Genomic DNA, 25252 nt, shown 5'->3' with positions numbered 1-25252 from the left:
TTTCGCGAAATCGGCTCACTTCTGCGTCGCCGCGTACTCCTCCAGCTGCCGCGGCCCGAACGCATCCGGGATCACCTCGTCGATCGTGCGCACGCCCGAGACCGTCTGCAGCAGCATTCCCGCGGCGGAGTGCTCGTACAGCAACTGGCGGCAGCGGCCGCAGGGCATGAGGATGCCGCCCGTTCCGTCCACGCAGGTGAACGCGACCAGTCGCCCGCCTCCCGTCATATGCAGGCTCGAGACGAGCGCGCACTCGGCGCAGAGCGTGAGCCCGTAGGAGGCGTTCTCCACGTTGCAGCCGGCGATCACGCGTCCGTCGTCGACGAGCGCGGCCGCACCCACCGGGAAGCGCGAGTAGGGAACGTAGGCGTTGTGCATCGCTGCCGTCGCAGCGGCGCGCAGGGCCTCCCAGTCGACGGGCGGATGATCGGCCGCGGCCGAGGGGGCGGGGGCGCCGGGCGAGGAGGGGCTGGTCATCCTTCGATCGTAGGCAGTCGCCGGGGGCCGGGCTACAGCACGTCGGTGCGGCCCGAGAGCTTGAGGGCGTCGACCACCGACTTCACGCGCTGCGCGTTCGCGCTGGTGGTGACCAGCAGCGCGTCCGGGGTGTCGACGACCACGATGTCGGTGACGCCGATGAGCGAGATGAGCCGGCCGCTCTGGCTGATCACGACGCCGCTCGACGAGTCCGCGAGGACGCGGGCGCCCTCACCGAGGATGGCCAGGTCGCTCTTGCGGCCGCCGGTGTGGAGCTTCGCGATGGAGGCGAAGTCGCCCACGTCATCCCAGTCGAAGTGCCCCGGGACGACCACGAGCCTGCCCTGTGCGGCAGCGGGCTCGGCGACCGAGTAGTCGATCGCGATCTTGGTGAGGGTGGGCCAGATCTTGTCGACGACCGCGCCGCGGCGCGGGGTGTCCCAGGCCTCGGCGAGCGCGGTGAGCCCCTCCACGAGCGCCGGCTCCGACTCGGCCATCTGGGCGAGGAGCACGTCGGCGCGCGAGATGAACATGCCCGCGTTCCAGAGGTGGTTGCCGCCCTCCAGGTAGCTCTTGGCGGTGGCGAGGTCGGGCTTCTCGACGAAGGAGTCGACGCCGAGCGCCGACGGCGCACCCGGGATGGCGAGGGGCTCGGAGCAGTGGATGTAGCCGAACCCGATGGCCGGCTCCGTGGGCGAGATGCCGATGGTGGCGATGAAGCCGGCCTGCGCGACGGCGACCGCCTCCTGCACGGCACGGCGGAGGCCGCGGGTGTCGCGGATGACGTGGTCGGCGTGGAAGGAGCCGATCACGACGTCGGGGTCGCGCCGCAGCAGGATCGCCGCCGCAAGCCCGATCGCCGCGGAGGAGTCCTTCGGCTCGCTCTCGAGGACGACGTTGCGATCCTCCAGCTCGGGCAACTGTGCCTCGACGGCCGCGCGGTGCGCGCGGCCCGTCACGACCATGATCCGGTCGGCACCGGAGAGGGGTGCCAGCCGCTCCCAGGTGTCACGGAGCAGGGTCTGCCCCGACCCCGTGAGGTCGTGCAGGAACTTCGGGGCGTCGGCGCGCGAGAGCGGCCACAGCCGCGATCCGATGCCGCCCGCGGGAATGATGCTGTAGAGGCTTTCCAGCCCGTTCTGACGCTCGACCATTCGACCACCATAGACTGCGCGCCCCAGTCTTCACGCGGGGTTCACCCCGCGGCCACCCCGCGGACGACCGGCCGGTCATCACCGCTGCCTAGCCTCGGCGGCAGGAGGGTTGTCGTCGTGACCGAGAGTTTCCTTCCCACCGTCAACGGAGTGACCACGAGCGTGCGCAAGGTGCTCGAGCACCTGGCCCTGCGCGGGCACGAGGCGCTCCTCATCTCTCCGGCCGCCGGCTCGCCCGCCCGCTACGCGGGATTCCCGGTCGTCGAGGTTCCCGCGATCGCCTACCGGCAGTTTCCCGTGGGGCTGCCCGGACTCCCCGGCCTGCGCATCCAGCGCCTCATCGAGGAGTTCGCTCCCGACGTCGTGCACGTCGCCTCGCCGTTCCTGCTGGGCGCGGAGGCGATCGCGGCGGCGAAGCGACTGGGCATCCCCTCGGTGGCCATCTTCCAGACCGATGTCGCGGGCTACGCGCGCCGAAACCACCTCGCCGCGGCGAGCTGGGTCGCCTGGCGGGTCGTGCGGTGGATCCACGCCGACGCCGACCTCACCCTCGTGCCGTCCTCGAGCTCGATGGCCGATCTTCGCGCGGCGGGGGTCGAGCGGCTCGAGCGCTGGGGTCGCGGCGTCGACCTCGAGGCGTATCACCCGCGAGTGCGCGATGCCGCGACCACGACCCTGCTCCGCGACGAGCTGTCGCCGGGCGGCGAGGTCGTCGTCGGCTACGTCGGCCGGGTCGCCCCCGAGAAGCGGCTCGAGTCGATGGCGGCGCTGCGGGGCGTGCCGGGCATCCGAATCGCCATCGTGGGCGACGGGCCCTCGATGCCCGCGATCCGTCGCACCCTCGGCGGCATGCCCGTCAGCTACCTCGGCGAACTGCGGGGGGATGCGCTGGCCACCGCCTACGCGAGCTTCGACGTCTTTCTGCACACCGGCACCGAGGAGACCTTCGGGCAGACGATCCAGGAGGCGCAGGCGAGCGGACTCCCCGTCATCGCGCCGCGCGCGGGAGGCCCGATCGATCTGGTCGACCACGGTCGCAGCGGGTTCCTCTACACCCCCGGCGACGCGAAGGAGCTGCGCGCGACGGTCGAGCTGCTCGCACGCGACCCCCGGCTGCGGGCGCGCCTCGGCGAGGCGGGCCGGCGGGCGGTGCGCGGCCGCGACTGGGCGACCGTCGGGGATGCCCTGCTCGAGCACTACGAGCGGGCTCGTCTCGCCCGTTCCCGCCAGTTGTCTTGAGATCGAGATAACTGGATCCATCGCTCCCCCGGCCCGGCCCGGCCAGTGAATAGACTGAGCCTGTTCGCTCTAGAACACCAAGGACGGCCGCAGCATCGCGGTCCCGATCATCCGCAAGGAGGGTTGCTCGTGCCAGAGAATTCGGCGGGGACCCTGGCGACACCACCGTCAGCCACCCCCAGAATCAAGCCGCCCCGCCGCCTGGCCGGAACGGTCTACCGCGGTCGTGAGGGCATGTGGTCGTGGGTGCTGCATCGCATCACCGGCACCGCCATCTACTTCTTCCTCCTCGTGCACATCCTGGACACCTCGCTGGTGAGGCTCAACCCGGGTGCGTACAACGGAGTGATCGACACCTACAAGACGCCCATCATGGGGCTCGGCGAGCTCGGTCTCGTCATCGCGATCGTCTATCACGCCCTCAACGGGCTCCGCATCATCGCGATCGACTTCTTCGCGTGGGGACCGAAGCGGCAGCGCGCGCTGTTCATCGGCGTGATCGTGCTGTGGGTCATCCTCATCGCCGGCTTCGCACCGCGCCAGATCGCCAACATCATCCTCGAGGCGACGGGACACCCCAGCGCATGAGCACCGAGACGATCCCCACCCCGCGCTCCTCCTACGCGCCGCCCCGCACGCGCGGCGTGAACTGGGAGAAGTGGGGCTGGATGTACATGCGCATCAGCGGCCTGTTCCTGGTGATCCTCATCTTCGGCCACCTCTTCGTCAACCTCGTCGCCGGCGACGGCGTGCGGGCGATCGACTTCGCGTTCGTCGCGGGCAAGTACTCGACCCCGTTCTGGAAGGTCTGGGACTTCGCGATGCTGTGGCTCGCGCTCATCCACGGCGCCAACGGCATGCGCACCCTCGTCAACGACTACGCGCGGAAGCCGCTGCTGCGGCGCGTGTTCCTCGTCGCGATCCTCGTCTCCACCATCCTCCTCATCCTGTTGGGAAGCCTCGTGATCACCACCTTCGACCCCTGCCCCGCCGGCATGGCCGCCTCGGCCCTGCCCTCCTTCTGCCCGGCACCGTAATGGCGGACATGATCGAGGACGGCACCGTCATCGACGGCGTGCACTACCACCAGCACGACATCGTGATCGTGGGCGCCGGTGGCGCGGGGATGCGCGCGGCCATCGAGGCCGGACCGAACGCCCGCACCGCGGTCGTCTCCAAGCTCTACCCGACCCGCTCGCACACCGGTGCGGCGCAGGGCGGCATGGCGGCGGCTCTCGCCAACGTCGAAGAGGACAACTGGGAGTGGCACACCTACGACACGGTCAAGGGTGGCGACTACCTCGTCGATCAGGACGCGGCCGAGATCCTCGCGAAGGAGGCCATCGACGCCGTTCTCGACCTCGAGAACATGGGCCTGCCCTTCAACCGCACGGCTGACGGCAAGATCGATCAGCGTCGCTTCGGCGGTCACACGCGCGAGCACGGCGCCGCTCCCGTGCGCCGGGCCTGCTACGCGGCCGACCGCACCGGGCACATGATCCTGCAGACGCTGTTCCAGAACTGCGTCAAGCTCGGCATCAACTTCTTCAACGAGTACTACGTGCTCGACATGGTCATGGCCGAGGTCGACGGCAAGAAGCAGCCCGCCGGGGTCGTCGCCTACGAGCTCGCGACGGGTGACCTGCACGTCTTCCAGGCCAAGGCGGTCATCTTCGCGACCGGCGGTTTCGGCAAGATCTACAAGACCACGTCCAACGCGCACACCCTCACGGGAGACGGCGTCGGGATCATCTGGCGCAAGGGGCTCCCGCTCGAGGACATGGAGTTCTACCAGTTCCACCCGACCGGGCTCGCCGGGCTGGGCATCCTGCTCTCGGAGGCGGCGCGCGGCGAGGGCGCGATCCTGCGCAACGCGAGCGGCGAGCGCTTCATGGAGCGCTACACCCCGACCCTCAAAGACCTGGCGCCGCGCGACATCGTGGCGCGGTCGATGGCGCTCGAGATCCGCGAGGGACGCGGGGCGGGCCCGAACAAGGACTACCTCTACCTCGACATCACCCACCTCGAGCCCGCGGTGATCGACGAGAAGCTGCCCGACATCACCGAGTTCGCGCGCACCTACCTCGGCGTCGAGCCGTACACCGAGCCGGTTCCGGTGCTGCCGACTGCGCACTACGCGATGGGCGGCATCCCGACCAACACCAACGCCGAGGTGCTGCAGAGCAACACCGAGATCGTGCCCGGGCTCTACGCGGCCGGCGAGTGCGCCTGCGTCAGCGTGCACGGCTCGAACCGGCTCGGCACGAACTCGCTGCTCGACATCAACGTGTTCGGCAAGCGCGCGGGTATCAACGCCTCCGAGTACGTCAAGACCGCGCCGTGGGTGCCGCTTCCGGAGAACCCCGCGAAGGGCATCCGCGATCTCCTCGACCAGGTGCGCTCGGGCGACGGCACAGAGCGCATCGCGGTGATCCGCAAGGAGCTGCAGGACTCGATGGACCGCAACGCGCAGATCTTCCGCACGGAGGAGAGCCTCAAGGAGGTCACGGAGCTCATCGAGACCCTGCGGGCGAGGTACAAGAACATCCAGATCCAGGACAAGGGCAAGCGGTACAACACCGACCTGCTCGAGGCGATCGAGCTCGGCTTCCTGCTCGACCTCGCCGAGGTGGTCGTCTATTCGGCGCGGTCGCGGCACGAGTCGCGCGGCGGCCACATGCGCGAGGACTACCCCAAGCGCGACGACGAGAACTTCCTCGTGCACACCATGGCCTACCTCACGGGTGACCCGGAGTCGGCCGAGGCCGGCGAGCACATCCGTCTCGACTGGAAGCCCGTCGTCATCACGAACTACCCGCCGATGGAGAGAAAGTACTGATGAGCACAGCAGTTCTCGAGGGCCAGCCGACCGCACCGGCCGAGGTCCCGTCGTTCACCGCGACCCTGATCATCCGTCGCTACGACCCCGAGGTGGACGCCGAGCCGTACTGGCAGGACTTCGACGTGACCATGCACGGCACCGACCGGGTGCTGGATGCCCTGCACAAGATCAAGTGGGAGCAGGACGGCTCGCTCAGCTTCCGTCGCAGCTGCGCCCACGGCGTGTGCGGCTCGGACGCGATGCGCATCAACGGCCGCAACCGCCTCGCCTGCAAGACGCTCCTCAAAGACCTCGACCTGTCGAAGCCGATCTACGTCGAAGCCATCAAGGGCCTTCCACTCGAGAAGGACCTCATCGTCGACATGGACCCGTTCTTCGAGTCGTACAAGTCGATCCAGCCCTTCCTCATCGCGTCGTCCAAGCCGGAGAAGGAGCGCATCCAGTCGGTCGCGCAGCGCGCCCGCTTTGACGAGACCACGAAGTGCATCCTGTGCGCCGCGTGCACCTCGAGCTGCCCCGTGTTCTGGACGGACGGCCAGTACTTCGGTCCGGCCGCCATCGTCAACGCGCACCGCTTCATCTTCGACTCGCGCGACGAGGGCGCCCAGGTGCGACTCGACATCCTCAACGACAAGGAGGGCGTGTGGCGGTGCCGCACGACCTTCAACTGCACGGATGCCTGCCCGCGCGGCATCGAGGTGACGAAGGCCATCGCCGAGGTCAAGGCGGCGATCATCCGCGGCAAGGCCTGACCGACCCGCACACGGCGGAGCCCGCATCCGGTCTGCGCGCCGCGGGGCCCGCACCCCACCCGCGCACGGCGGGGCCCGCACCGCACCCGCGCACGGCGGGGCCTGCACCGCAACCCCCTGGGCGGCGCCGGCGCGCTGGTTAGGCTGGATCGATGACTGATCCGACTACGCCGACGCCGCAGAAGCCCGCCCCGACGTCGGCCGGACCGCTCGCGCGGGTCGTCGCCCGGGTCATGGGCCTGTTCCCGGTGCGCGTCTTCCTGTTCTACGCGAGTGCGCAGGGACCGCTGCTCGCGAGCGGGCTCGCCTACCAGGCGATCTTCGCGGTGTTCGCGGCGCTCTGGGTCGGGTTCTCGATCGCCGGCCTCATCGTCGCCGGCAATGCCGCGCTGCAGCAGCCGATCATCGCGCTGCTCTCCTCCGCCATCCCCGGCCTCATCAAGGCGACGCCGACGTCGAACGGCGCGATCGACCCCACCACGCTGCTGAACGCGGGGGTGATCGGCTGGACCGGCGCGATCGCGCTCGTCGGCGTGCTCGTCACCGCGATCGGCTGGCTCGCCTCCGCGCGGGCGGCCGTGCGCATCATCTTCGGGCTGCCCCAGGAGACGACGCCGTTCGCCCTCCAGAAACTCCGCGACCTGGCGATCGCGCTCGGCTTCGCGCTCGTCCTCGTGATCTCCGCCGCGCTCTCCGTGGCGGGCTCGGCGGCGACGGGCGCGCTGCTCGGGCTCATCGGCATCTCGCCCACGAGCGTGCCGGGCAACATCCTCGGCCGCGTGGTGACCCTCGCCGTGATGTTCGCGCTCGACGCGGCCACCCTCGGGGCGCTCTATCGCGTGCTCTCCGGGGCGCACCTGACGACGCGGCGGATGCGCGGCGGCGTGCTGATCGGGGCAGCGGCGCTGGGCATCCTCAAGGTCGCCGGCGGCACCCTGCTCGGGGTGTCGAAGAGCAATCCGCTGCTGGCCTCCTTCGCGGTGATCCTCGGACTGCTGATCTTCTTCAACGTGGTGTGCCAGGTGATCCTGCTCGCCGCCTCCTGGATCGCCGTCGGGATGCACGACCGCGGCCTGACCATCGCCCCCGTGCTCAGCAGGCGCGAGCGGGCGCGGCTCACGCGGGCATCCTGACGTCGGAGGCCGCCGGTAAACTTCTCGACATGGCCACACCCCTGCGCATCGCGACGATCAACACCAACGGCGTGCGCGCCGCGTTCCGCAAGGGCATGGGCGAGTGGCTCGCCGGGCGCGGTGTCGACATCCTCGCCATCCAGGAGGTGCGCGCCTCGACGGATGACCTCGAGCAGCTGCTCGGCCCGGAGTGGAACATCCTGCACGACGCCGCCACCGCCAAGGGGCGCGCGGGCGTCGCCCTCGCGAGCCGCAACCGGGCGAGCATCCACCGCGTCGAACTCGGCGCCGAGGACTTCGACTCGGCCGGCCGGTGGCTCGAGGCCGACTACGAGGTCGGCGACCGGATCGTGACGGTGGTGAGCACCTACGTGCACTCCGGCGAGGTCGACACCCCGAAGCAGGACGAGAAGTGGAAGTTCCTCGACGCGATGGAGGAGCGGCTGCCCGAGGTGGCCGCGCACAGCGCCTACGCCCTCGTGCTCGGCGACCTCAACGTGGGGCACCGCACCCTCGACATCAAGAACTGGCGCGGCAACGTCAAGCGGGCCGGCTTCCTGCCGCGCGAGCGCGCCTACTTCGACCGCTTCGTGGGCGCTGAGGACGACCCGCGCTACAACGACGGCGCGGGACTCGGCTGGATCGACGTCGGCCGCAAGTGGGCGGGCGAGGTCGATGGGCCCTACACCTGGTGGTCGCAGCGCGGCCAGGCCTTCGACACCAACACGGGCTGGCGCATCGACTACCACCTCGCGACCCCCGCGCTCGCGGCCACGGTGACCGACTACGCCGTCGACCGGGCGCCCGCGTGGGACCAGCGATGGTCCGATCACGCCCCCGTCGTCGTCGACTACGCGCTGTAGCGCATCCCGATCTCGCCCGCCTCCGGGCCGACCACCGAAAGACCCCAACCATGACCTCACCGACCACGGGTGCCCGCATCTTCTCGGGCATCCAGCCCTCCGCCGACTCGCTCCAGATCGGCAACTACATCGGCGCGCTGCTGCAGTGGAAGGAGATGCAGGTGACCAACGACGCCATCTTCTGCGTCGTCGACCTGCACGCGATCACCGTGCCGCAGGACCCGGCGCTGCTCCGCGAGCAGACGCGCCGCACCGCCGCGCAGTACATCGCCGCCGGGATCGACCCGGAGCAGGCCATCCTGTTCGTGCAGTCGCAGGTACCCGCCCACGCTCAGCTGGCCTGGATCCTCAACACCATCACGGGGTTCGGCGAGGCCAGCCGCATGACCCAGTTCAAAGACAAGGCGGCGCGTCAGGGCGCGGATGCGGCCTCGCTCGGCCTCTTCGCCTACCCGACTCTCATGGCCGCCGACATCCTGCTGTACTCCGCCGAGGAGGTGCCGGTCGGCGACGACCAGCGCCAGCACGTCGAGCTCGCCCGTGACCTGGCGGGCCGGTTCAATTCGCGCTTCGGCGAGACGTTCGTGGTGCCGAAGGCGGTCATCCCCACGGAGACGGCCCGCATCTACGACCTGCAGAACCCCGAGGCGAAGATGAGCAAGTCGGCCGCGAGCGACAACGGCATCATCTGGATGCTCGACGAGCCCGCCCGCACCGCGAAGAAGATCAAGTCCGCGGTGACGGATGACCAGCGCGAGATCCGCTTCGACCGGGCCGCGAAGCCCGGCGTCTCCAACCTGCTCACCATCCTCTCCGCATTCACCGGCACCGGCATCCCCGCCCTCGAGGAGCAGTTCACGGGCAGGGGCTACGGCGACCTGAAGTCGACCGTGGCCGACGCCGTGGTGGCGACCTTCGAGCCGATCCGCAGTCGGGCGCTCGCGCTCCTCGACGACACCGCCGAACTCGACCGCCTGCTCTCCCGCGGCGCGGAGCGGGCCGAGGCGATCGCCCAGCCCATGCTCGAGCGGGTCTACGACCGCGTGGGGCTCCTGCCGCGCGCCTAACGGCCGGGCCGCCCCGGCCCCGCGCGTTCCCTGCTCCGCCCTCCCCCTGCCCTTCCCGGCCGTCCCCCTTCACCCCCGTCGCCCCCCGCGGTTCACAATGCAGGGCCGGCGCGGTCTAACATCCCTGAACCCGACCCGGCGTTCGCGAGTCAGTCTCTTGGGCCCCGGGTTCTTGCCGGCGTCGCAGCCACACAACCTCAGATGGGACGGCGTCCGCCACTCGTGCGCACCGACGGCCCTGCATTGTGAACCGCGACTCAGCGCGCGTTGCCGCGAACCGTTCGCACCAACTCGACCACCGCGGCGGCAACATCTCCCGGAGCGTGCATGATGTGCTGGTAGCTCGGTCGCAGGCTCGGCATGCCGAGTCGCGCGAGCGCGAGGTCGCGTCCGCGATCCCGCACGTGGTGCTCCCAGCCGTCATGCGCGAGTCGACTATCGGCCTCCACCACGACACAGCCCTCGACTACCATGTCGACCCGGCCCACTCCGGGGAAGGTGACCTGCAATCGGGTGCGGAGCCCGGCCTCGGTCACGATCATCCTGAGGATCGACTCGGGCCCCGATTCGGCCCGGGGGTCCAATAGTGCACCCAGGTCGCGATACGGCGGCGCGACGGTGCGCAGGATCGCCTCGACCCGTCGCCGCGAAACGAGCCCGAGGTGCAGGGCACTGTCGAATGTCGCGACGGACTCCCATCGGCTCTGGCACTGCAGCGATTTGGCGAGGGCATCGGACAGGGAAACGGCTGCGCTCGTCGCGCCTCGCCATCTCGTCTCATCCCAGTGGATGACCGGCTCCGCCTCATTTCGGGGTCGCGAGGTGGCGCGGCGCAAGCGGGACGCGTGGGGCGCGACATGGATATGGCATCGAGTCGAGTCGCCGACGAACACGCCCGCTGCCTGAAGTGCGCTGGTGCATCCCATCACGCCGCCGACGATGACGGCCTCGATGAGGTGCGGATCGCTCGCGGGCAGCACGTAGTGATCGCGGCGTCCCCGAATGATGGTTCCCGAGCGAACCGCAGCCGCGATCGCTCGGCCGCTGAGGCCGGCGGCGCGGAGTTGGGCGCGATGGAAGACCTGCCCAGCCCTCAGGTCGCGTATCCCCTTCATGCCCACGCATCATGAGCACTGCGCGGCGCCCAGCGGTGCGGCGGACGTCGAGCTGTGGATTCTCTGCCCGATCCACCGGCTGTGGATGACCGGCTCACCCCGCCCGCCCCACCTCCCGGCAGTGCAGCACACGATGCAGGAGCAGGGCAGCGAGGTCGACCAGCATGCTTCCGCAGGGGTGAGTCTGCTCGTCCCGCCCTCGCGTGACGCACCGCATCCGCCGGTGCACAATGCAGGATCGCAGGTAGCTCGAGATCGGCGTCGTCGTGCGAGCCCCGCCCGCAATGCGGGAGGCGAGGCCGGCTCGGGCCGGCCACCCTTTCCCAATCCTGCAAACTGTGCAGTGGGAGCAGGGAGCGGCAGGACGGGCGGGCGGGCGCAGCCGGAGGCCGGCCACCTAGGCGGGCCGCACGGCCCTGCAATACGAACCGGGAGAGCGACCGGGGGCGACCGGGAGAACGACCGGGGGCGACCAGGAGCGACCGGGAGAGCGACCGGAAGCGACCGAGAGCGCGACCCCCTGCCCCTCCCCACCCTTCGGTTTTGTTACGGGAATCCTGTGGGAATATCCGCGCGACGGGGGCGTTCTATACACTCGTAGCAAGCAACGTGCTCCGGGGTCGGTGTAAGTCCGAACCGGTGGTGATAGTCCACGAGCCGCTGACGGGCGCAAGTCCCACGCGGTTGACTCGGTGAAACTCCGGGACCGACGGTTAAAGTCCGGATGGGAGGAAGCACGAGGTGCAGGGCTCTGCCGTGCACCTGGTCGCGCCTGACCGTACCCGGAGACTCATCGAATGAGGACCGGATGACCGACAGGGCGACAATCGAGCAGGCCATGCGCCGCGCGCTCGCGCTCGCGTCCCGCGGCCCGGTCACCGGCGGCAACCCGCAGGTGGGCTGCGTGCTGCTCGCGGCGGACGGCACCGTCGTCGCCGAGGGCTGGCACCACGGCGCCGGCACCCCCCACGCCGAGATCGACGCGCTGTCGAAGGTGGCGGACGCCCGCGGACTGACCGCGGTCGTCACCCTCGAACCCTGCAACCACACCGGGCGCACCGGGCCGTGTTCGGAGGCGCTCATCGCCGCGGGCGTGGCCGAGGTGTTCTTCGCGGTCGCGGACCCCAGCCCGGCGGCGGGCGGCGGGGCGGCACGCCTGCGTGAGGCGGGCATCCCGGCCACCGGTGGCGTGCTCGGGGCGGAGGCCGCCGAGTTTCTGCGCGCCTGGCTGACCGCCACGCGCCTGGGCCGGCCGTTCGTGTCGGTGAAGTGGGCGTCGACCCTCGACGGTCGCATCGCCGCCGCCGACGGCTCCAGCCAGTGGATCACCGGTACCGCGGCCCGCCAGCGGGTGCACGAGCAGCGCGAGGCGAGCGACGCGATCCTGGTCGGCACGGGCACCGTCCTCGCCGACGACCCCTCGCTGACCGCGCGCGGCGACGGTGGCGAGCTGCTCGCCCACCAGCCCCTCCCGGTCGTGGTCGGTGAGCGCGCGGTGCCGCTCGGGGCGCGGCTGCGCGCGCATCCGGCGGGCCTGCTCGAGACACACCACCGCGACGTCGCGGCCATCCTGCACGAGCTCTATGAGCGGGGCATCCGTCGCGTTTTCGTGGAGGGCGGGCCGACGCTCGCGACCGCGGTGGTCGCCGCCGGTCTCGCGGATGAACTGCTCATCTACCTCGCCCCCGCCCTGCTGGGCGGCCCTCGCCTCGCGATCGGCGAGCTGGGCGTCGACACCATGGCGGGCATCCACCGGCTGACCATCACCGGAGTGGAGGAGCTGGGCGGCGACCTCCTGATCGTGGCGCGCCCGGCACCCGCCTACGACCCCACGGTACCCGCGCCCGACACCGCAGCGCCCGCCGCCCACGACCCCGCGGCACCCGCCGCCCCCGAAACCCCGGCGCCATCCCGCGCCGACTCCGCCAGCCCGCAGCACACGCGGGCAGGAAGCAGGTAGTCATGTTCACCGGAATCATCGAAGAACTCGGCGAGGTGGTGCGCTGGGAGCCGACGGCCGACGCGGCGCGCCTCACCGTCCGCGGCCCCATCGCGGTCTCGGATGCCCGCCACGGCGACTCCATCTCCGTCAGCGGAGTCTGCCTCACGGTCATCGACCAGGGCGCCGACTGGTTCACCGCCGACGTGATGGCCGAGACCATCGCGCAGAGCACCATCGCGAACCTGGCGCCCGGCACCCGGGTGAATCTGGAGCGCGCCGCGAAGGTCGGCGACCGCATCGGCGGGCACATCGTGCAGGGGCACATCGACGGCACGAGCATCCTGCTCGCCTCGACCCCGGGCAGCGCGTGGCGCGTGCTGCGCTTCTCCCTCGACCCCGTGCACGCCCCGCTCGTCACCCGCAAGGGCTCGATCGCCGTCGACGGCGTCTCGCTCACGGTGAGCGACGTCAGCGAGCCCGGCGAGGCGGAGGCGTGGTTCGAGGTGTCGCTGATTCCCGAGACCCTCACCGCCACGACGCTCGGCGCGAAGGCCGTCGGCGACGCCGTGAACATCGAGACGGATGTCCTGGCTCGCCAGGTCGAGCGCCTGACCGCGTTCTCCACTCAGGACGTGCACCCCGCCGCCCACGACACTCAGGGCGTGCACCCCGCCGCCCACGACACCCAGGGCGCGCCCGCCGCCGCCCGCGACACCGAGGGGGTGCTCCTGTGAGCCTCGCCGAGATCCCCGCCGCGCTGGACGCCCTGCGCGCCGGCCGACCCGTCATCGTGGCCGACAACGAGAGTCGCGAGAACGAGGGCGATGTCATCCTCGCCGCCGAGTCCGCGACGCAGGAGTGGCTGGCCTGGACGATCCGCAACACCTCCGGCTTCATCTGCGCGCCCATGACGAATGAGATCGCGGATCGCCTTGAACTCCCGCTGATGGTCTCCGACAACCAGGATCCGCTCGGCACCGCCTACACGATCACCGTGGACGCCTCCGACCGCCTCAGCACGGGCATCAGCGCGGCCGATCGTGCGCACACCCTGCGCGTGCTCGCCGACATGGGCTCGACGCCGGCCAGCCTCAACCGTCCCGGTCATATCCTGCCGCTCCGCGCTGCGGACGGCGGGGTCCGGGTGCGCGCGGGTCACACCGAGGCCGCGATCGACCTGCTGAAGCTCGCCGGCCTCACCCCGGTCGCGGCGATCGGCGAGATCGTCGCGGAGGACGGCGAGATGATGCGCCTGCCCGGCCTCATCGAGCTGGGCGAGGCGAACGAGCTGCCCGTCGTGACGATCGCGGCCCTCATCGACTACCTCAACGAGTGCCACCCGCACGAGGAGGTGCCGCTCGCGGTCGAGATCCCCGAGAGCTCGCGCGTCATCTTCGAGGTCGAGACGACGGTGCCCACGGAGCACGGGCGATTCCGGTTCCGCGCCTACCGCGACCGGATGACCGGCGCCGACCACCTCGCGATCCTCTCCGGCAGCCCCACCGACGGCACCCTCCTGCGGGTGCACTCGGAGTGCGTCACCGGCGAGGTGTTCGGCTCGGAGAAGTGCGAGTGCGGTCCGCAGCTGGACGCCGCGCTCGACGCGATCCACGCCGAGGGCGGGGTCGTGATCTACATGCGGGGCCACGAGGGGCGCGGGATCGGGCTCATCAACAAGCTGAAGGCCTACCGCCTGCAGGAGGACGGCCTCGACACCCTCGATGCGAACCTCGCGCTCGGCTTCCCGGCCGACGGCCGTGACTACGGCGCCGCGGTCGCGATCCTCGACGATCTCGGCATCTCGCGCGTTCGCGCGATCACCAACAACCCCGAGAAGCTGCGTCAGCTCGAGGAGCGCGGCATCACCGTGCTCGACCGGGTGCCGCTCGTGGTCGGGGTCAACGAGTACAACGAGGCCTACCTGGAGGCGAAGCGCGACCGTATGGGTCACGTCCTCCCCGACACCACCGAGCTCGACGACCGCGTCGTGGCCGGACAGAAAGGAAACGACGCATGAGCGGAGACGGTGCGCCCAGCATCCGGCTGGACGGAACGGGCCTGAAGGTGACGATCGTCGCCGGCCAGTGGCACGAGGAGATCACGAACGGGCTGCTCGCGGGCGCCCGCGCCGCGCTCGCGGAGGCGAACGTCGAGGTCACCGAGGTGCGCGTGCCGGGCAGCTTCGAGCTGCCGGTCGTGAGCCAGGCGGCGCTCCAGAACGGGGCGGATGCGGTGGTCGCGCTGGGCGTGATCATCCGCGGCGGCACGCCCCACTTCGAGTTCGTCTCCGACGCCGCCACCTCGGGGATCACCCAGGCGAGCCTGGCGACCGGCAAGCCGATCGGCTTCGGCGTGCTCACCCTCGACGACGAGCAGCAGGGCCTCGACCGCGCCGGCCTGCCCGGCTCCAAGGAGGACAAGGGGCGCGAGGCCGCCGAGGCCGCGGTCGCGACCGCCCTCACACTGCGCGCGATTCGCGGGGCCTGACCGGATGACCGGGCCGGATGGGTCTGCGCGGGAATCCGCGGCCGCGCGCGCGACCGCCGCGCAGCCCGCCGCCGCGCGACTCCTCGTGCTGGGCTCGGCGAACCGCGACCTCACGGTGGCGGTGGAGCGGCTCCCGCGGCCCGGCGAGACCCTGCTGGGCGGAACGCTCGCCTCGGGGCCCGGCGGCAAGGGCGCGAACCAGGCGGCGTCCGCGGCGCGGGCGGGCGGGCATCCGGTCTTCATCGGCGCGGTCGGGAACGACCCGGCCGGCGACGACATGGCGGATGACCTGGCCCACGCCGGCGTCGACGTCACGCACCTCGGCCGCGTCGACCGCCCCACCGGGGTCGCCCTGATCACCGTGGCGGGCGACGGCGAGAACACGATCGTCGTCGCGCCCGGGGCCAACCAGGCGCTGGACCGGCAGACCGTGTCCGCGGCGGTCGCGGCCCTGGCGTCACCCGGCGGGGTGCTGCTCGCCCAGCTGGAGGTCCCGCTCGACGTGGTCGCCGCGGCTGCGCGCGTCGCGGTGGATGCGGGCGCACGGTTCGCGCTCAACCTCTCGCCGTTCCGCGCGGTCGGGGCGGAACTGCTCGCGCTGTGCGACCCGCTCGTCGTCAACGAGACCGAGGCGGCGGCCCTGCTCGGGCGCGACAGCCTCCTGGGGGGCGCGGCGGACGCGCGCGCGGATCAGTCCGGGGATGCGCCGGATGCCGACACGCTCGCGGATGCCGCCGCCGACGCGGTCGTCGAGCTCGCGGCTCGTGCCCGCTCGGCCGTGATCACCCTCGGGGGCGCGGGCGCCGTGTGGTCGGATGGCCGGGTCACCGCGCGCGTTCCGTCCCGGCCGGTCACCGTCGTGGACACGACCGGCGCCGGAGACGCCTTCGTCGGTGCGCTGTGCGCCGCGCTCGTGCGCGGCAGCGAGCTGGGCGCAGCGGTGGAGGCCGGGGTGGTCGCGGGTGGCGAGGCCGTGCAGTATCACGGCGCGCAGCCGCCGCGGGAGGGCTGACCGCGGCGCAGCCACCGCGCCACGGCGCACACTCCGCGCGGTCGGGTACGCGGCGGAGGCTGTGCGCTCAGTCGAGGAAGAGGGCCCGCAGCCGCCGCGTCGTGAACACGAGGCCGATCGCGATCATGACCGCGAAGTACAGCACGTGGCCGAGCATCGCGATCGAGAGCGCCCCCGTGGTGAGCCCGCGAACGAGCTCCACGCCCTGCCAGAGCGGCAGCGCCTCGACGATCACCTGAACGACGGGCGGGTAGACCGTGACCGGGTAGAAGGTGGCCGAGAACAGGAACATGGGCATCATCACGAAGTTGATCCAGTCCATCTGCTGGAAGGTCTTCATGTAGCTCGTGACGGCCATGCCGAAGCTCGCGAAGCCGAAGGCGATGAGCAGCACGGCGGGCAGGGCGAGGATCGCCGTCCACGCGAGATTGAGCCCGAGCACCTGCATCACGATCATGAAGCCGATCGCGTAGACGCCGCCGCGGGCGAGGGCGAGCAGGATCTCGCCGAGCGCGACGTCGAGCGGACCGAGCGAGGTGCTCAGCATGCCGGAGTACAGCTTCGAGTAGTTCATCTTGAAGAAGACGTTCCACGTCGAGTCGTAGATCGCCCCGTTCATGGCGGCGACCGCGAGCAGTGCGGGCGCGATGAACGCCGCGTAGCTGACGGGTTGCCCGGTGGTCGTCTCGACCGTGCCGACGAGTTTGTTGAGCCCGTAGCCGAGAGAGACGAGGTAGAAGATCGGCTCGAAGAAGCCGCTCAGCACGACGAGGTAGTTGGTGCTGCGGGTGGCGAGCGCGCCGCGACTCACCACGGCCCGGGCGTTGCCCGCGTAGAGCGCGCCGAGCAGTCGTGGCCGCACCGTCGGCGGCACGAGGGAGGGCACGGTGGGTGTGCTCGTCATTTGTTCAGCCTCCGGGCGAAGACACGCCTGGCGAGCCGCCAGCCCACGGCGCACAGCGCCAGCAGGTACACGAGGTGGATGACCGTGAGCCAGGCCGGCTCGACCATGCCGTAGTTGAACACGCGCCCGAGCTGCGTGCCGTGCCAGAGCGGCGAGATCCAGCCGATCCACTGCAGACCGACCGGCAGCTGGGTGAGCGGGAAGAAGGTGCCGGAGAACAGGAACATCGGGAGGATGCCGAAGCGCTGGATCATCGCCATCTGCCCCTTGTCCTCCTCGATCGACGCGGTGTACGGCATGATGACGAGCCCGACCGCGAGGCCGGTGAGGGCCGCGGTGAGCACCTGCACGACCGCGACGCCGGAGGGGGCCGCCCCGAAGAGCACCATGATGACGAAGTAGACCGCCGCCGTGGGAAGGATCCGGGCGAGCGCCGCGATCACCATGCCGTTCACGATCTGGTAGGCCGAGATCGGGGCGGCGTTCATCGCGAAGAAGATGGGATTCCACTTGAAGCCCATCATCATCGGGTAGGTGAATTCCTCGCCCGCGACAGTGACCGCCGCGGAGGCGATGAGCGCCGGAGCGACGAAGGCGAGGTAGCCGAGGCCGCCGCCGCTCGAGCGGTTGACGAGACTGCCGAGTCCAATGCCGAGCGCGAAGAGGTACACCGCGGGGTTGGCGAAGCTCGTGACGATGAGGGTGGTCGCGTAGGCGCGCATCGACCGGATGCGGTGCTCGGCAACGTACCAGGAGCCGAAGCGACGCGGTCGCTCGCCCGCGGCGATGAGCGCCTGGCGGGTGGGCAGTGCAGACACGGCGGTCATTCGATGAGGCTCCGTCCGGTGAGACGCAGGAACACGTCCTCCAGGCTCGAGCGCCGCACGAGGCTCGTGATCGGGCGGTACCCCGCGGCATGGATCTTCGCGAGCTCGGCCTCGCCGTTCTCGCTGTAGATCAGGATCCGGTCGGGCAGCACCTCGTGCCGCTCACCGATCCCGGCGAGCTTCGCGGCGACCTCCTCGTTGCGATCGGAGCCGAAGCGCACCTCCAGCACCTCGCGGCTCGAGTACTCCCGAATGAGCGCGGCGGGCGAGCCCTCCGCCATGATCGTGCCCTTGTCGACGACGACGAGGCGGTCGCACAGCTGCTCGGCCTCGTCCATGTAGTGCGTGGTGAGCACGAGCGTGGTGCCCTGCTCCTTCAATCGGAACAGGCGGTCCCACAGGATGTGCCGCGCCTGCGGGTCGAGGCCCGTCGTCGGTTCGTCGAGAAGCAGGATGCGCGGGTCGTTCACGAGGGCACGCGCGATGGTGAGCCGGCGCTTCATGCCGCCGGAGAGGTCATCCACCTTCGACTTTGCGCGGTCGGCCAGCTGGGCGAACTCGAGCAGCTCATCGGCCTTGCGACCGATCGCCCGCATCGGGATGCCGAAGTAGCGGCCGTAGACGATGAGGTTGTCGCGCACGCGCAGCTCTTGATCGAGGTTGTCCTGCTGGGGGACGACCCCGAGCTGGGAGCGGATCTCAGGCCCCGCGTCGTTGGGGTCGAGACCCAGGATGCTCAGCTCGCCGCTCGTGCGCGTGGAGACGGCACCCACCATCCGCATGGTCGTCGACTTGCCTGCACCGTTGGGACCGAGCAGGCCGAAGGACTCCCCCGGCGCGACCTCGAAGGAGATGCCGTCGACGGCGGCGAAATCCTTGTACTTCTTCGTGAGCCGTGCGGCGGAGATGACTGCTTGTGGCATATACCCGAGCTTAGGTCAGCCCACCGACACCGCGGCAGGGGTTGCGCTCGGCCACACACCCCGCCGGCGGAGCGCCGTTCGTCCCCCGCGTCCCGCCCCGGGCGGCCTCCCAGCCGCGGCAGCGGGAGAATGGAGCAATGAGCTCCGACACCGCCGCGCGCCCCTCCCGCGCGCGCCGCACCCCCTTCGGCCGGCCCCGCAAGGACGACGGACCGCGCGCCACCTTCCGCCAGCTGCTGCCCTACCTCGCGGAGCACCGCGCCGCGCTCATCCTCACCGCGGTACTCAGCGTGCTGGGGGCCGTGGCGTCGCTCGCGGTGCCGCTCATCACGCGCGAGCTGATCACCGTCGTGCAGCGCGGCGGGGCGCTCGGCGGGCTGGTCGGCCTGGTGATCCTGCTCGTCGTCGCCTCGGCGCTGATCAGCGGGGTGCAGCACTATCTGCTGCAGCGCACCGGCACGAGCGTCGTGCTCTCGGCCCGCACGCGCCTGGTGCGACGGATGCTCGGCCTCCCCATCAGCGAATTCGACACGCGCCGCGTGGGCGACCTGGTGTCGCGGGTCGGCTCCGACACGACCCTCCTGTACGCGGTGCTCACGCAGGGGCTCGTCGACGCGATCGGCGGCGCGCTCATCTTCATCGGCTCCCTCATCGCGATGTTCCTGCTCGACCCCGTGCTGCTCGGACTCACGGCGACGGTGATCGCTCTCTCGGTGGTGGTCGTGGTCGTGCTCTCCGGTCGCATCCGGGTGGCGAGTCGCCGGCAGCAGGAGAAGGTGGGCGACCTGGCGGCGGCGGTGGAGCGCGCGGTGAGCGCCGTGCGCACGGTGCGCGCGGCCGGGGCGACGGAGCGCGAGGTGGCGGCGATCGAGCAGGATGCGCGCGGCGCCTGGACCCAGGGAATCCGCGTGGCGAAGGTCTCGGCGCTCGTCGTGCCGATCGCGGGGATCGCGCTGCAGGCGAGCTTCCTCGTGGTGCTCGGCGTGGGCGGCGCCCGGGTCGCGGCGGGACAGACCACGATCGCCAACCTCGCCTCCTTCATCATCTTCCTCTTCCTGCTCGTGATGCCGCTCGGCAACGCCTTCGGCGCGGTGACCTCGGTGAACTCGGCACTCGGCGCCCTCGGCCGCATCGAGGAGATCATCGGGCTGCCGAGCGAGGTCGAGCTCGACGCGGGCATCGTGCCCGCCCCCGCGATCGAGACCACGGATGCGCTGCGCTTCGACGACGTGGTGTTCCGCTACCCGGAGAAGGCGCACCGCACCGAGACCGAGAAGGCGATCGCCGACATCGCGCCGGACGCCCTCCCCGAGCACGACCGCACCGTGCTGCACGGGGTGAGCTTCGCGGTGCCGCGCGGTCGACGCACGGCGCTCGTCGGCCCCTCGGGTGCGGGCAAGAGCACGATCCTGGCGCTCATCGAGCGGTTCTACGACCCCACCGAGGGCGTCGTGCGGCTCGGCGGCGAGGACGTGCGCGCCCTCGACCGTGGCGCCCTGCGCGCCCAGATCGGGTACGTCGAACAGGACGCCCCCGTGCTCGCCGGCACCCTGCGCCAGAACCTCACCCTCGCCACGCCGGACGCGAGCGACGAGCAGTGCGTCGAGGTGCTGCGCTCGGTCAACCTCACCGAGGTGCTCGAGCGCAACGAACTGGGTCTGGATGCGCCGGTCGGCGAGGACGGCGTGATGCTGTCGGGCGGCGAGCGCCAGCGACTGGCCATCGCGCGGGCCCTGCTCGCCGCGCCGCCGATCCTGCTCCTCGACGAGTCCACCTCCTCGCTCGACGGTCTCAACGAGCAACTGCTGCGCGAGGCGATCGACGCGGTCGCCGAGAACCGCACGCTCATCGTCATCGCGCACCGGCTCTCGACGGTGGTCGACAGCGATCAGATCATCGTGCTCGACCACGGCCGCGTGGTCGGCGTCGGCACGCACTCGGAGCTCGTCGGCACGGTGCCGCTCTACCGCGACCTCGCGAAGCACCAGCTGCTGGTCTGAGCGGGCGGGCTCAGGTCGCGCGGGCCCGGGGTGCGCGGTCCCAGGATGCGCGGGCCCAGGTTGCGCGGGCCCGGGATGCGCGGGCCGGGGACGCGCGGGCCGGGGGTCGGGCGCGAAGCGGGCGGGCTCAGCCGGGCGATCCCGCGAGCGCCCACATCGCGACCGCGGCCGTCGCGGCGACGTTGAGCGAGTCGATCCCGTGTGCCATCGGGATGCTCACGACGGTGTCGGCCGCGGCGATCGCCTCCGCGGTGAGTCCGTAGCCCTCCGCCCCGAGCACGAGCGCGACGCGCTCGGGTGCACCGGCCGCGAAAGCGCGCAGGTCCACCGCCTCGGGCGACAGCGCGAGGGCGGCGACGTGGAAGCCGTGCTCCGCGAGCAGTGCGCGCGTGGATGACCACTCCCCCGTGCGCGTCCACGGAACCTGCAGCACCGTCCCCATGCTCACCCGGATCGCCCGCCGGTAGAACGGGTCCGAGCAGCGCGGGGTGACCAGCACCGCGTCCGCACCGATCGCGGCCACCGAGCGGAAGATCGCGCCGACGTTGGTGGGGTCGGCGACGTCCTCGAGGATGACGATGCGCCGGGCATCCCGGAGCAGCTCCGCGGGAGGGGGCAGCGGAGGTCGCTCCATCGAGGCGATGAGACCGCGGTGCAGGAGGTACCCGGTGAGCTCTTCGAGCAGTTCGGGCGGTCCCGAGAAAACGGGAACGTCGAAGCCGCGGATCGCCTCCACCGCGTCGGCGCGGGAGGTGCCGAGGGCGAGCACCGAGCGTGGCCGGTGCCCGGCCGCGATCGCGCGCTGCAGCACGAGGAGCGACTCGGCGATGTAGAGGCCGTGCTCGGCGCCCCGCGATTTCTTGAGGGCGACGTCGGTGAGGTGGGCGTAGTCGACCAGCCGGGGGTCATCGAGCGAGGTGATCTCGATGACGGTCACGCGCGCGAACCGGGACGCATCAGGCGAATGGGTCGGGCGTGAGCACGTACTTCGTGGACAGGTACTCGTGGATGCCCTCGAGACCGCCCTCGCGCCCGATGCCCGACTGCTTCACGCCGCCGAACGGTGCGGCGGCGTTGGAGAGCACGCCCACGTTGAGCCCCATCATCCCCGTCTGGAGCGTCTCGGTGAGGCGCTGCCCGCGCGCGAAATCGCGCGTGAACACGTAGCCGACGAGACCGTACTCGGTGTCGTTCGCCTTCGCGACCGCGTCGGCCTCGTCGGTGAAGGTGACGATGCTGAGGACCGGCCCGAAGATCTCCTCGCGCAGGATGTCGCTGCCGGCCGCCACCCCGGTGACGACCGTGGGCTGGTAGAAGGAGCCCGCGCCGGCGACGCGCGATCCCCCGGTGAGCACGGTCGCGCCGCGCTGCACCGCGTCCTGCACGAGCGAGACGGCCTTGTCGACCGCCGTGTCGTTGATGAGCGGGCCGATCGTCACCCCCTCCTCGGTGCCGCGGCCCACGCGCATCGCGGCCACGCGCTCGGTCACCCGGCGGGCGAACTCGTCGGCGACCGACTCGTGCACGATGAAGCGGTTGGCCGCCGTGCAGGCCTGACCGATGTTGCGGAACTTGGCCTGGAGGGCGCCCTCGACGGCCTTGTCGAGGTCGGCGTCCTCGAATACCAGGAACGGCGCGTTGCCGCCGAGCTCCATCGAGGTGCGGAGCACGCCGTCCGCCGCCTGCTTGAGCAGGCTCACGCCGACGGGCGTCGAACCCGTGAAACTCAGTTTGCGCAGCCGGGGGTCGGCGATGATGGGCGCCGAGACCGCGGCCGAGGTCGAGGTGGTGAGCACGCCGAGCACGCCGTCCGGCAGCCCCACCTCCTGCAGCAGCTTCGCGAAGTACAGCGTCGTCAGCGGGGTGAGCTCCGCGGGTTTGACGATGGCCGTGCAGCCCGCCGCCAGCGCGGGGGCGATCTTGCGGGTCGCCATCGCGAGGGGGAAGTTCCACGGGGTGATGAGGTAGGAGGGGCCGACGGGCATCTGGGTGACGATCATCCGCCCGGTGCCCTCGGGGTTGGAGCCGTAGCGACCGGCGATGCGCACGGCCTCCTCGCTGAACCAGCGCAGGAACTCGCCGCCGTAGCCGACCTCGCCGCGCGCTTCGGCGAGCGGCTTGCCCATCTCGAGCGTCATGAGCAGGGCGAACTCGTCGGCGCGCTCCTGGAGCAGATCGAAGGCGCGACGCAGGATCTCCCCGCGCACTCGCGGTGCCGTGCGCGCCCAGGACTCCTGGGTGTCGGCGGCGGCGTCCATCGCGGCGGCGGCATCCTCCACGCTCGCGTTGGCGATCGTCTTGATCGACGCCCCGGTCGCGGGGTCATAGACCTCTAGGGTGCGACCTCCCGTCGCGTCGCGCCACTGCCCGCCGATGAACAGCTGGTGCGGCACCTTCTCGAGCAGTGCGGCCTCGCGGGACTCGGTCATGGGGTGTCTTCCTCCTCCGCGGAGGTCACGGTGGCCCCCGCCTGTGTCAGTTCGGCGAGCGCCGCCGCGCTCGACCCGGGTGCGACGCCCGCGACGAGGTCGCGCAGCACGCGCACCGTCCGGTGGGCGTCGAGGGCGTCGAGGGCGGATGCGCGCACGCAGTAGTCCGTCGCGATACCGACCACGTCGACCGCGTCGACCCCCAGGGCGTCGAGCTTCTGTGGAACGGTCATCCCGTCGTCGGTCGTGCCCTCGAAGATCGAGTAGGCCGGCTTGCCCTGCCCCTTGCGCACGTGGACGTCGATGAGCGAGGGGTCGAGCGCGGGGTGGTACTCGGCCCCCGGCGTGCCGGAGACGCAGTGCCGCGGCCAGGTGTCGACGAAGTCGGGGGCCGCATCCGTCGCGAAGTGGCCGCCGTTGTCGTTGTCGCCGTCGTGCCAGTCGCGCGACGCGAACACGACGTCGTAGCGATCGGGATGCTCGCGCAGGTAGCGCGTCACCCCCGCGGCGACCGCCGCTCCGCCGTCCACGCCGAGCGCGCCGCCCTCGGTGAAGTCGTTCTGCACGTCGATGATGAACAGTGCGCGCATCAGCGGATCCCGCCCTACTTGGTCGTGAGGTTGGCGCCGCAGCCGTACAGCGCGGCCGCGAGTGAGTCGACGGTCGTCGCCGTGGACGCCGTGACGGCGGAACCCATGGCGTAGAAGGTGAACGCGACCAGCGTGCCGTCCTTCGCTTTCAGGTAGCCGGTCAGGGTGGAGGCGGTGGGTGAGCCGCCCGCCGTGCCGTGCAGCTTGCCGACGACCGCGGCGTTCGGCCCGGTGAAGCGGGTGAGCAATCGGCCGGACTTTCCCGCGATCGGGAGCCCCGCGTAGACGTAGTTGAGGTCGCTCGTCTGGGCGCCCACCAGCGTCATGAGCTCGGTCACGTAGTTCGCGGTCACCGCGTCGTTGGTGCTGAGACCGGAGCCGTCATCCACCGTCATGCCGGCCGTGTCGATGCCGTAGGAGGCGAGCGCCGTCGTGATCGCGTCCTGCAGGGAGGCGGTCGTGCCGCTCTTGTCCTCCTTCACCGAGACGATGCGCGCGAGCGCCTCGGCGAGGGTGTTGTCGTTCTGGAGGAGCATCTGCTTCACGAGGGTGCTGAGGGGCTGCGAGGCGACCGAGGCGAGGACGGGCGCCCCGTTCTCCGCGGTGCCGGTGGTGGTCGTGACGCCCGGCATGGCGAGCGCGGCGACGAAGGCGTTGCCCGCCCGGGAGACGGGATCGGAGCTGCGCGGGCTGTTCTGAACCGTCGGGTCGGCGCGGTCGCCGTCCACCTGGAGCGCGGTGATGAGCGACATCGAGCCGCCGGCCTGCGCCGAGCGGGGCCAGGTCGAGTTCCAGTTGTCGGTCGGATCCCAGTAGCTGGAGTCGAGGATCACCTGGGTGAGCGGCACGCCGGGGTGGGCCGAGGTATAGGCCGCGATCGCCTTCGTGGCCAGGTCGCTCATGTGAGCGGCGCCCGCGTAGACGCTCTGCTGGCCCGCGGGCAGTCTGCTCAGGGTGACGTCTCCGGCGCCGACGAGCACGATCGATCCGGGCGTGACACCGTCCTGCACCTGGGTGGTGATGCGGTAGTCGGGCCCGAGCACGGCGATCGCGGCTGCGGCGGTGATGACCTTCTGGATGCTGCCCGGCCGCTGCGCGCCGTCGGCGTTCTTGCTCCAGCTCACCGCCTTCGCGGTCGCGTCGTAGACGGAGGCGTAGAAGGTGCCGAGATTCTTGGAGGCCGCGAGCGCGGAGATCGAGCAGGTCTTGATGGGCTGCGGCGAGACGGGGTCGCCCGGTTGGTCGCGCTTGGCCGCGGCGGCGCCGGTGGGCAGGGGCGCCGGGCTGTGCTGCTGCCGTCCGTTCGCGTAGCCGAACGCGACCGCGCCCGTAGCCAGCAGGACGAAGACGACGGCGGCCGCGATCCAGAGCAGGGCCGCGCGCGAGACGCCGGAGCGGCGCGACGGGAGGCCCGCGGGGGCGGCGGGGTGGGCATCCACCTGGCTGAAGGGCCGGGTCGGGATGTCGCGGGGGTCGCTCACCACGCCATGATACCC

Annotated in this window: 24 protein-coding genes and 1 riboswitch; of the genes, 14 read left to right on the top strand and 10 right to left on the bottom strand. The window is 71.0% G+C overall.

From position 1 onward, the window contains the following. Nucleotides 1-15 precede the first annotated feature (15 nt). Nucleotides 16-477 (bottom strand): cytidine deaminase, encoded by a 462-nt coding sequence (locus G3T37_RS07985; protein WP_163472968.1) that lies wholly within the window; start codon nucleotides 475-477, stop codon nucleotides 16-18. Between the two features lie 32 nt (nucleotides 478-509). Then, on the bottom strand, nucleotides 510-1631 hold the full coding sequence (locus G3T37_RS07980) for a mannose-1-phosphate guanylyltransferase (protein ID WP_163472967.1): 1122 nt from the start codon (nucleotides 1629-1631) through the stop codon (nucleotides 510-512). Nucleotides 1632-1748: 117 nt separating this feature from the next. Between G3T37_RS07980 and G3T37_RS07975 the strand changes: the two genes are divergently transcribed. From G3T37_RS07975 to trpS, 8 genes are all read left to right on the top strand, one after another. After that, on the top strand, nucleotides 1749-2870 hold the full coding sequence (locus tag G3T37_RS07975) for a glycosyltransferase family 4 protein (RefSeq protein WP_338401216.1): 1122 nt from the start codon (nucleotides 1749-1751) through the stop codon (nucleotides 2868-2870). Nucleotides 2871-2999: 129 nt separating this feature from the next. Beyond that, nucleotides 3000-3458 (top strand): succinate dehydrogenase, cytochrome b556 subunit, encoded by a 459-nt coding sequence (gene sdhC, locus G3T37_RS07970; RefSeq protein ID WP_422110975.1) that lies wholly within the window; start codon nucleotides 3000-3002, stop codon nucleotides 3456-3458. Beyond that, nucleotides 3455-3907: a succinate dehydrogenase hydrophobic membrane anchor subunit gene (locus G3T37_RS07965; RefSeq protein WP_163472966.1), complete on the top strand. Its 453-nt coding sequence runs from the start codon at nucleotides 3455-3457 to the stop codon at nucleotides 3905-3907. Before sdhC ends, G3T37_RS07965 begins: the two co-directional genes overlap by 4 nt. An 8-nt stretch (nucleotides 3908-3915) precedes the next feature. Then, nucleotides 3916-5709, top strand: coding sequence for a succinate dehydrogenase flavoprotein subunit (gene sdhA, locus G3T37_RS07960; protein ID WP_241732278.1), 1794 nt, complete (start codon nucleotides 3916-3918; stop codon nucleotides 5707-5709). Continuing rightward, nucleotides 5709-6464 (top strand): succinate dehydrogenase iron-sulfur subunit, encoded by a 756-nt coding sequence (locus G3T37_RS07955; RefSeq protein ID WP_163472964.1) that lies wholly within the window; start codon nucleotides 5709-5711, stop codon nucleotides 6462-6464. Before sdhA ends, G3T37_RS07955 begins: the two co-directional genes overlap by 1 nt. 152 nt (nucleotides 6465-6616) lie before the next feature. Continuing rightward, nucleotides 6617-7597 (top strand): YihY/virulence factor BrkB family protein, encoded by a 981-nt coding sequence (locus G3T37_RS07950; RefSeq protein WP_163472963.1) that lies wholly within the window; start codon nucleotides 6617-6619, stop codon nucleotides 7595-7597. 29 nt (nucleotides 7598-7626) lie between these two features. Beyond that, complete coding sequence (locus G3T37_RS07945; RefSeq protein WP_163472962.1) at nucleotides 7627-8460, top strand: exodeoxyribonuclease III; 834 nt, start codon at nucleotides 7627-7629, stop codon at nucleotides 8458-8460. A gap of 50 nt (nucleotides 8461-8510) precedes the next feature. Beyond that, complete coding sequence (gene trpS / locus G3T37_RS07940; protein ID WP_163472961.1) at nucleotides 8511-9527, top strand: tryptophan--tRNA ligase; 1017 nt, start codon at nucleotides 8511-8513, stop codon at nucleotides 9525-9527. Between the two features lie 257 nt (nucleotides 9528-9784). On the opposite strand, the gene G3T37_RS07935 is transcribed toward trpS, so the two are convergent. Next, a complete protein-coding gene (locus tag G3T37_RS07935; protein WP_163472960.1) occupies nucleotides 9785-10642 on the bottom strand; it encodes a type IV toxin-antitoxin system AbiEi family antitoxin domain-containing protein in 858 nt (285 codons plus the stop codon). Nucleotides 10643-11248: 606 nt separating this feature from the next. Further along, nucleotides 11249-11383, top strand: a riboswitch (FMN riboswitch). Between the two features lie 67 nt (nucleotides 11384-11450). Here G3T37_RS07935 and ribD point away from each other — a divergent pair. From ribD to G3T37_RS07910, 5 genes are read left to right on the top strand one after another with little or no spacing between them, the layout of a single operon-like run. Further along, nucleotides 11451-12602, top strand: a complete 1152-nt coding sequence (gene ribD, locus G3T37_RS07930; protein ID WP_241732277.1) for a bifunctional diaminohydroxyphosphoribosylaminopyrimidine deaminase/5-amino-6-(5-phosphoribosylamino)uracil reductase RibD — start codon at nucleotides 11451-11453, stop codon at nucleotides 12600-12602. A 2-nt stretch (nucleotides 12603-12604) separates the two neighbouring features. After that, a complete protein-coding gene (locus G3T37_RS07925) occupies nucleotides 12605-13318 on the top strand; it encodes a riboflavin synthase (RefSeq protein ID WP_163472959.1) in 714 nt (237 codons plus the stop codon). Continuing rightward, on the top strand, nucleotides 13315-14601 hold the full coding sequence (gene ribA, locus G3T37_RS07920; RefSeq protein WP_163472958.1) for a GTP cyclohydrolase II: 1287 nt from the start codon (nucleotides 13315-13317) through the stop codon (nucleotides 14599-14601). Before G3T37_RS07925 ends, ribA begins: the two co-directional genes overlap by 4 nt. Further along, entirely contained in the window at nucleotides 14598-15071 is a 474-nt protein-coding gene (gene ribH, locus G3T37_RS07915; protein ID WP_163472957.1) for a 6,7-dimethyl-8-ribityllumazine synthase, read from the top strand. Before ribA ends, ribH begins: the two co-directional genes overlap by 4 nt. Nucleotides 15072-15075: 4 nt before the next feature. Then, nucleotides 15076-16083, top strand: coding sequence for a ribokinase (locus G3T37_RS07910; RefSeq protein ID WP_163472956.1), 1008 nt, complete (start codon nucleotides 15076-15078; stop codon nucleotides 16081-16083). A 67-nt stretch (nucleotides 16084-16150) separates the two neighbouring features. On the opposite strand, the gene G3T37_RS07905 is transcribed toward G3T37_RS07910, so the two are convergent. Genes G3T37_RS07905 through G3T37_RS07895 form a run of 3 tightly spaced genes read right to left on the bottom strand, consistent with a single transcriptional unit; the run spans nucleotide 16151 to nucleotide 18737 of the window. Further along, nucleotides 16151-16987, bottom strand: a complete 837-nt coding sequence (locus G3T37_RS07905) for an ABC transporter permease (protein ID WP_163472955.1) — start codon at nucleotides 16985-16987, stop codon at nucleotides 16151-16153. Then, nucleotides 16984-17814: an ABC transporter permease gene (locus G3T37_RS07900; protein ID WP_163472954.1), complete on the bottom strand. Its 831-nt coding sequence runs from the start codon at nucleotides 17812-17814 to the stop codon at nucleotides 16984-16986. Before G3T37_RS07900 ends, G3T37_RS07905 begins: the two co-directional genes overlap by 4 nt. Next, a complete protein-coding gene (locus G3T37_RS07895; RefSeq protein ID WP_163472953.1) occupies nucleotides 17811-18737 on the bottom strand; it encodes an ABC transporter ATP-binding protein in 927 nt (308 codons plus the stop codon). Before G3T37_RS07895 ends, G3T37_RS07900 begins: the two co-directional genes overlap by 4 nt. A 137-nt stretch (nucleotides 18738-18874) precedes the next feature. On the opposite strand from G3T37_RS07895, the gene G3T37_RS07890 reads away from it, so the two are divergent. Further along, entirely contained in the window at nucleotides 18875-20737 is a 1863-nt protein-coding gene (locus tag G3T37_RS07890; RefSeq protein ID WP_163472952.1) for an ABC transporter ATP-binding protein, read from the top strand. A gap of 127 nt (nucleotides 20738-20864) precedes the next feature. On the opposite strand, the gene G3T37_RS07885 is transcribed toward G3T37_RS07890, so the two are convergent. Genes G3T37_RS07885 through dacB form a run of 4 tightly spaced genes read right to left on the bottom strand, consistent with a single transcriptional unit; the run spans nucleotide 20865 to nucleotide 25237 of the window. Continuing rightward, a complete protein-coding gene (locus G3T37_RS07885; RefSeq protein ID WP_163472951.1) occupies nucleotides 20865-21674 on the bottom strand; it encodes a TrmH family RNA methyltransferase in 810 nt (269 codons plus the stop codon). 19 nt (nucleotides 21675-21693) lie between these two features. After that, nucleotides 21694-23166, bottom strand: coding sequence for an NAD-dependent succinate-semialdehyde dehydrogenase (locus tag G3T37_RS07880; protein WP_163472950.1), 1473 nt, complete (start codon nucleotides 23164-23166; stop codon nucleotides 21694-21696). Then, nucleotides 23163-23759, bottom strand: a complete 597-nt coding sequence (locus G3T37_RS07875; RefSeq protein ID WP_163473689.1) for an isochorismatase family protein — start codon at nucleotides 23757-23759, stop codon at nucleotides 23163-23165. Before G3T37_RS07875 ends, G3T37_RS07880 begins: the two co-directional genes overlap by 4 nt. Before the next feature lie 11 nt (nucleotides 23760-23770). Next, nucleotides 23771-25237: a D-alanyl-D-alanine carboxypeptidase/D-alanyl-D-alanine endopeptidase gene (gene dacB, locus G3T37_RS07870; protein ID WP_163472949.1), complete on the bottom strand. Its 1467-nt coding sequence runs from the start codon at nucleotides 25235-25237 to the stop codon at nucleotides 23771-23773. Nucleotides 25238-25252: the final 15 nt, after the last annotated feature.

Source organism: Galbitalea soli, from assembly GCF_010686725.1.
In the GTDB taxonomy this organism is placed as follows: Bacteria; Actinomycetota; Actinomycetes; order Actinomycetales; family Microbacteriaceae; genus Galbitalea; species Galbitalea soli.
The sequence above is the reverse complement of the archived record's forward strand: the minus strand, read 5'-3'. Positions and strand labels throughout refer to the sequence as shown.

What these genes read in the sequence shown, in the direction of transcription:
- G3T37_RS07945 (WP_163472962.1), top strand. Translation starts at nt 7,627, where the DNA reads ATGGCCACACCCCTGCGCATCGCGACGATCAACACCAACGGCGTGCGC.
- G3T37_RS07955 (WP_163472964.1), top strand. Translation starts at nt 5,709, where the DNA reads ATGAGCACAGCAGTTCTCGAGGGCCAGCCGACCGCACCGGCCGAGGTC.
- G3T37_RS07905 (WP_163472955.1), bottom strand. Translation starts at nt 16,987, where the DNA reads ATGACGAGCACACCCACCGTGCCCTCCCTCGTGCCGCCGACGGTGCGG.
- G3T37_RS07910 (WP_163472956.1), top strand. Translation starts at nt 15,076, where the DNA reads ATGACCGGGCCGGATGGGTCTGCGCGGGAATCCGCGGCCGCGCGCGCG.
- sdhA (WP_241732278.1), top strand. Translation starts at nt 3,916, where the DNA reads ATGATCGAGGACGGCACCGTCATCGACGGCGTGCACTACCACCAGCAC.
- G3T37_RS07965 (WP_163472966.1), top strand. Translation starts at nt 3,455, where the DNA reads ATGAGCACCGAGACGATCCCCACCCCGCGCTCCTCCTACGCGCCGCCC.
- ribD (WP_241732277.1), top strand. Translation starts at nt 11,451, where the DNA reads ATGACCGACAGGGCGACAATCGAGCAGGCCATGCGCCGCGCGCTCGCG.
- G3T37_RS07925 (WP_163472959.1), top strand. Translation starts at nt 12,605, where the DNA reads ATGTTCACCGGAATCATCGAAGAACTCGGCGAGGTGGTGCGCTGGGAG.
- G3T37_RS07900 (WP_163472954.1), bottom strand. Translation starts at nt 17,814, where the DNA reads ATGACCGCCGTGTCTGCACTGCCCACCCGCCAGGCGCTCATCGCCGCG.
- G3T37_RS07880 (WP_163472950.1), bottom strand. Translation starts at nt 23,166, where the DNA reads ATGACCGAGTCCCGCGAGGCCGCACTGCTCGAGAAGGTGCCGCACCAG.
- G3T37_RS07985 (WP_163472968.1), bottom strand. Translation starts at nt 477, where the DNA reads ATGACCAGCCCCTCCTCGCCCGGCGCCCCCGCCCCCTCGGCCGCGGCC.
- G3T37_RS07895 (WP_163472953.1), bottom strand. Translation starts at nt 18,737, where the DNA reads ATGCCACAAGCAGTCATCTCCGCCGCACGGCTCACGAAGAAGTACAAG.
- G3T37_RS07935 (WP_163472960.1), bottom strand. Translation starts at nt 10,642, where the DNA reads ATGAAGGGGATACGCGACCTGAGGGCTGGGCAGGTCTTCCATCGCGCC.
- G3T37_RS07890 (WP_163472952.1), top strand. Translation starts at nt 18,875, where the DNA reads ATGAGCTCCGACACCGCCGCGCGCCCCTCCCGCGCGCGCCGCACCCCC.
- trpS (WP_163472961.1), top strand. Translation starts at nt 8,511, where the DNA reads ATGACCTCACCGACCACGGGTGCCCGCATCTTCTCGGGCATCCAGCCC.
- G3T37_RS07950 (WP_163472963.1), top strand. Translation starts at nt 6,617, where the DNA reads ATGACTGATCCGACTACGCCGACGCCGCAGAAGCCCGCCCCGACGTCG.
- ribH (WP_163472957.1), top strand. Translation starts at nt 14,598, where the DNA reads ATGAGCGGAGACGGTGCGCCCAGCATCCGGCTGGACGGAACGGGCCTG.
- G3T37_RS07980 (WP_163472967.1), bottom strand. Translation starts at nt 1,631, where the DNA reads ATGGTCGAGCGTCAGAACGGGCTGGAAAGCCTCTACAGCATCATTCCC.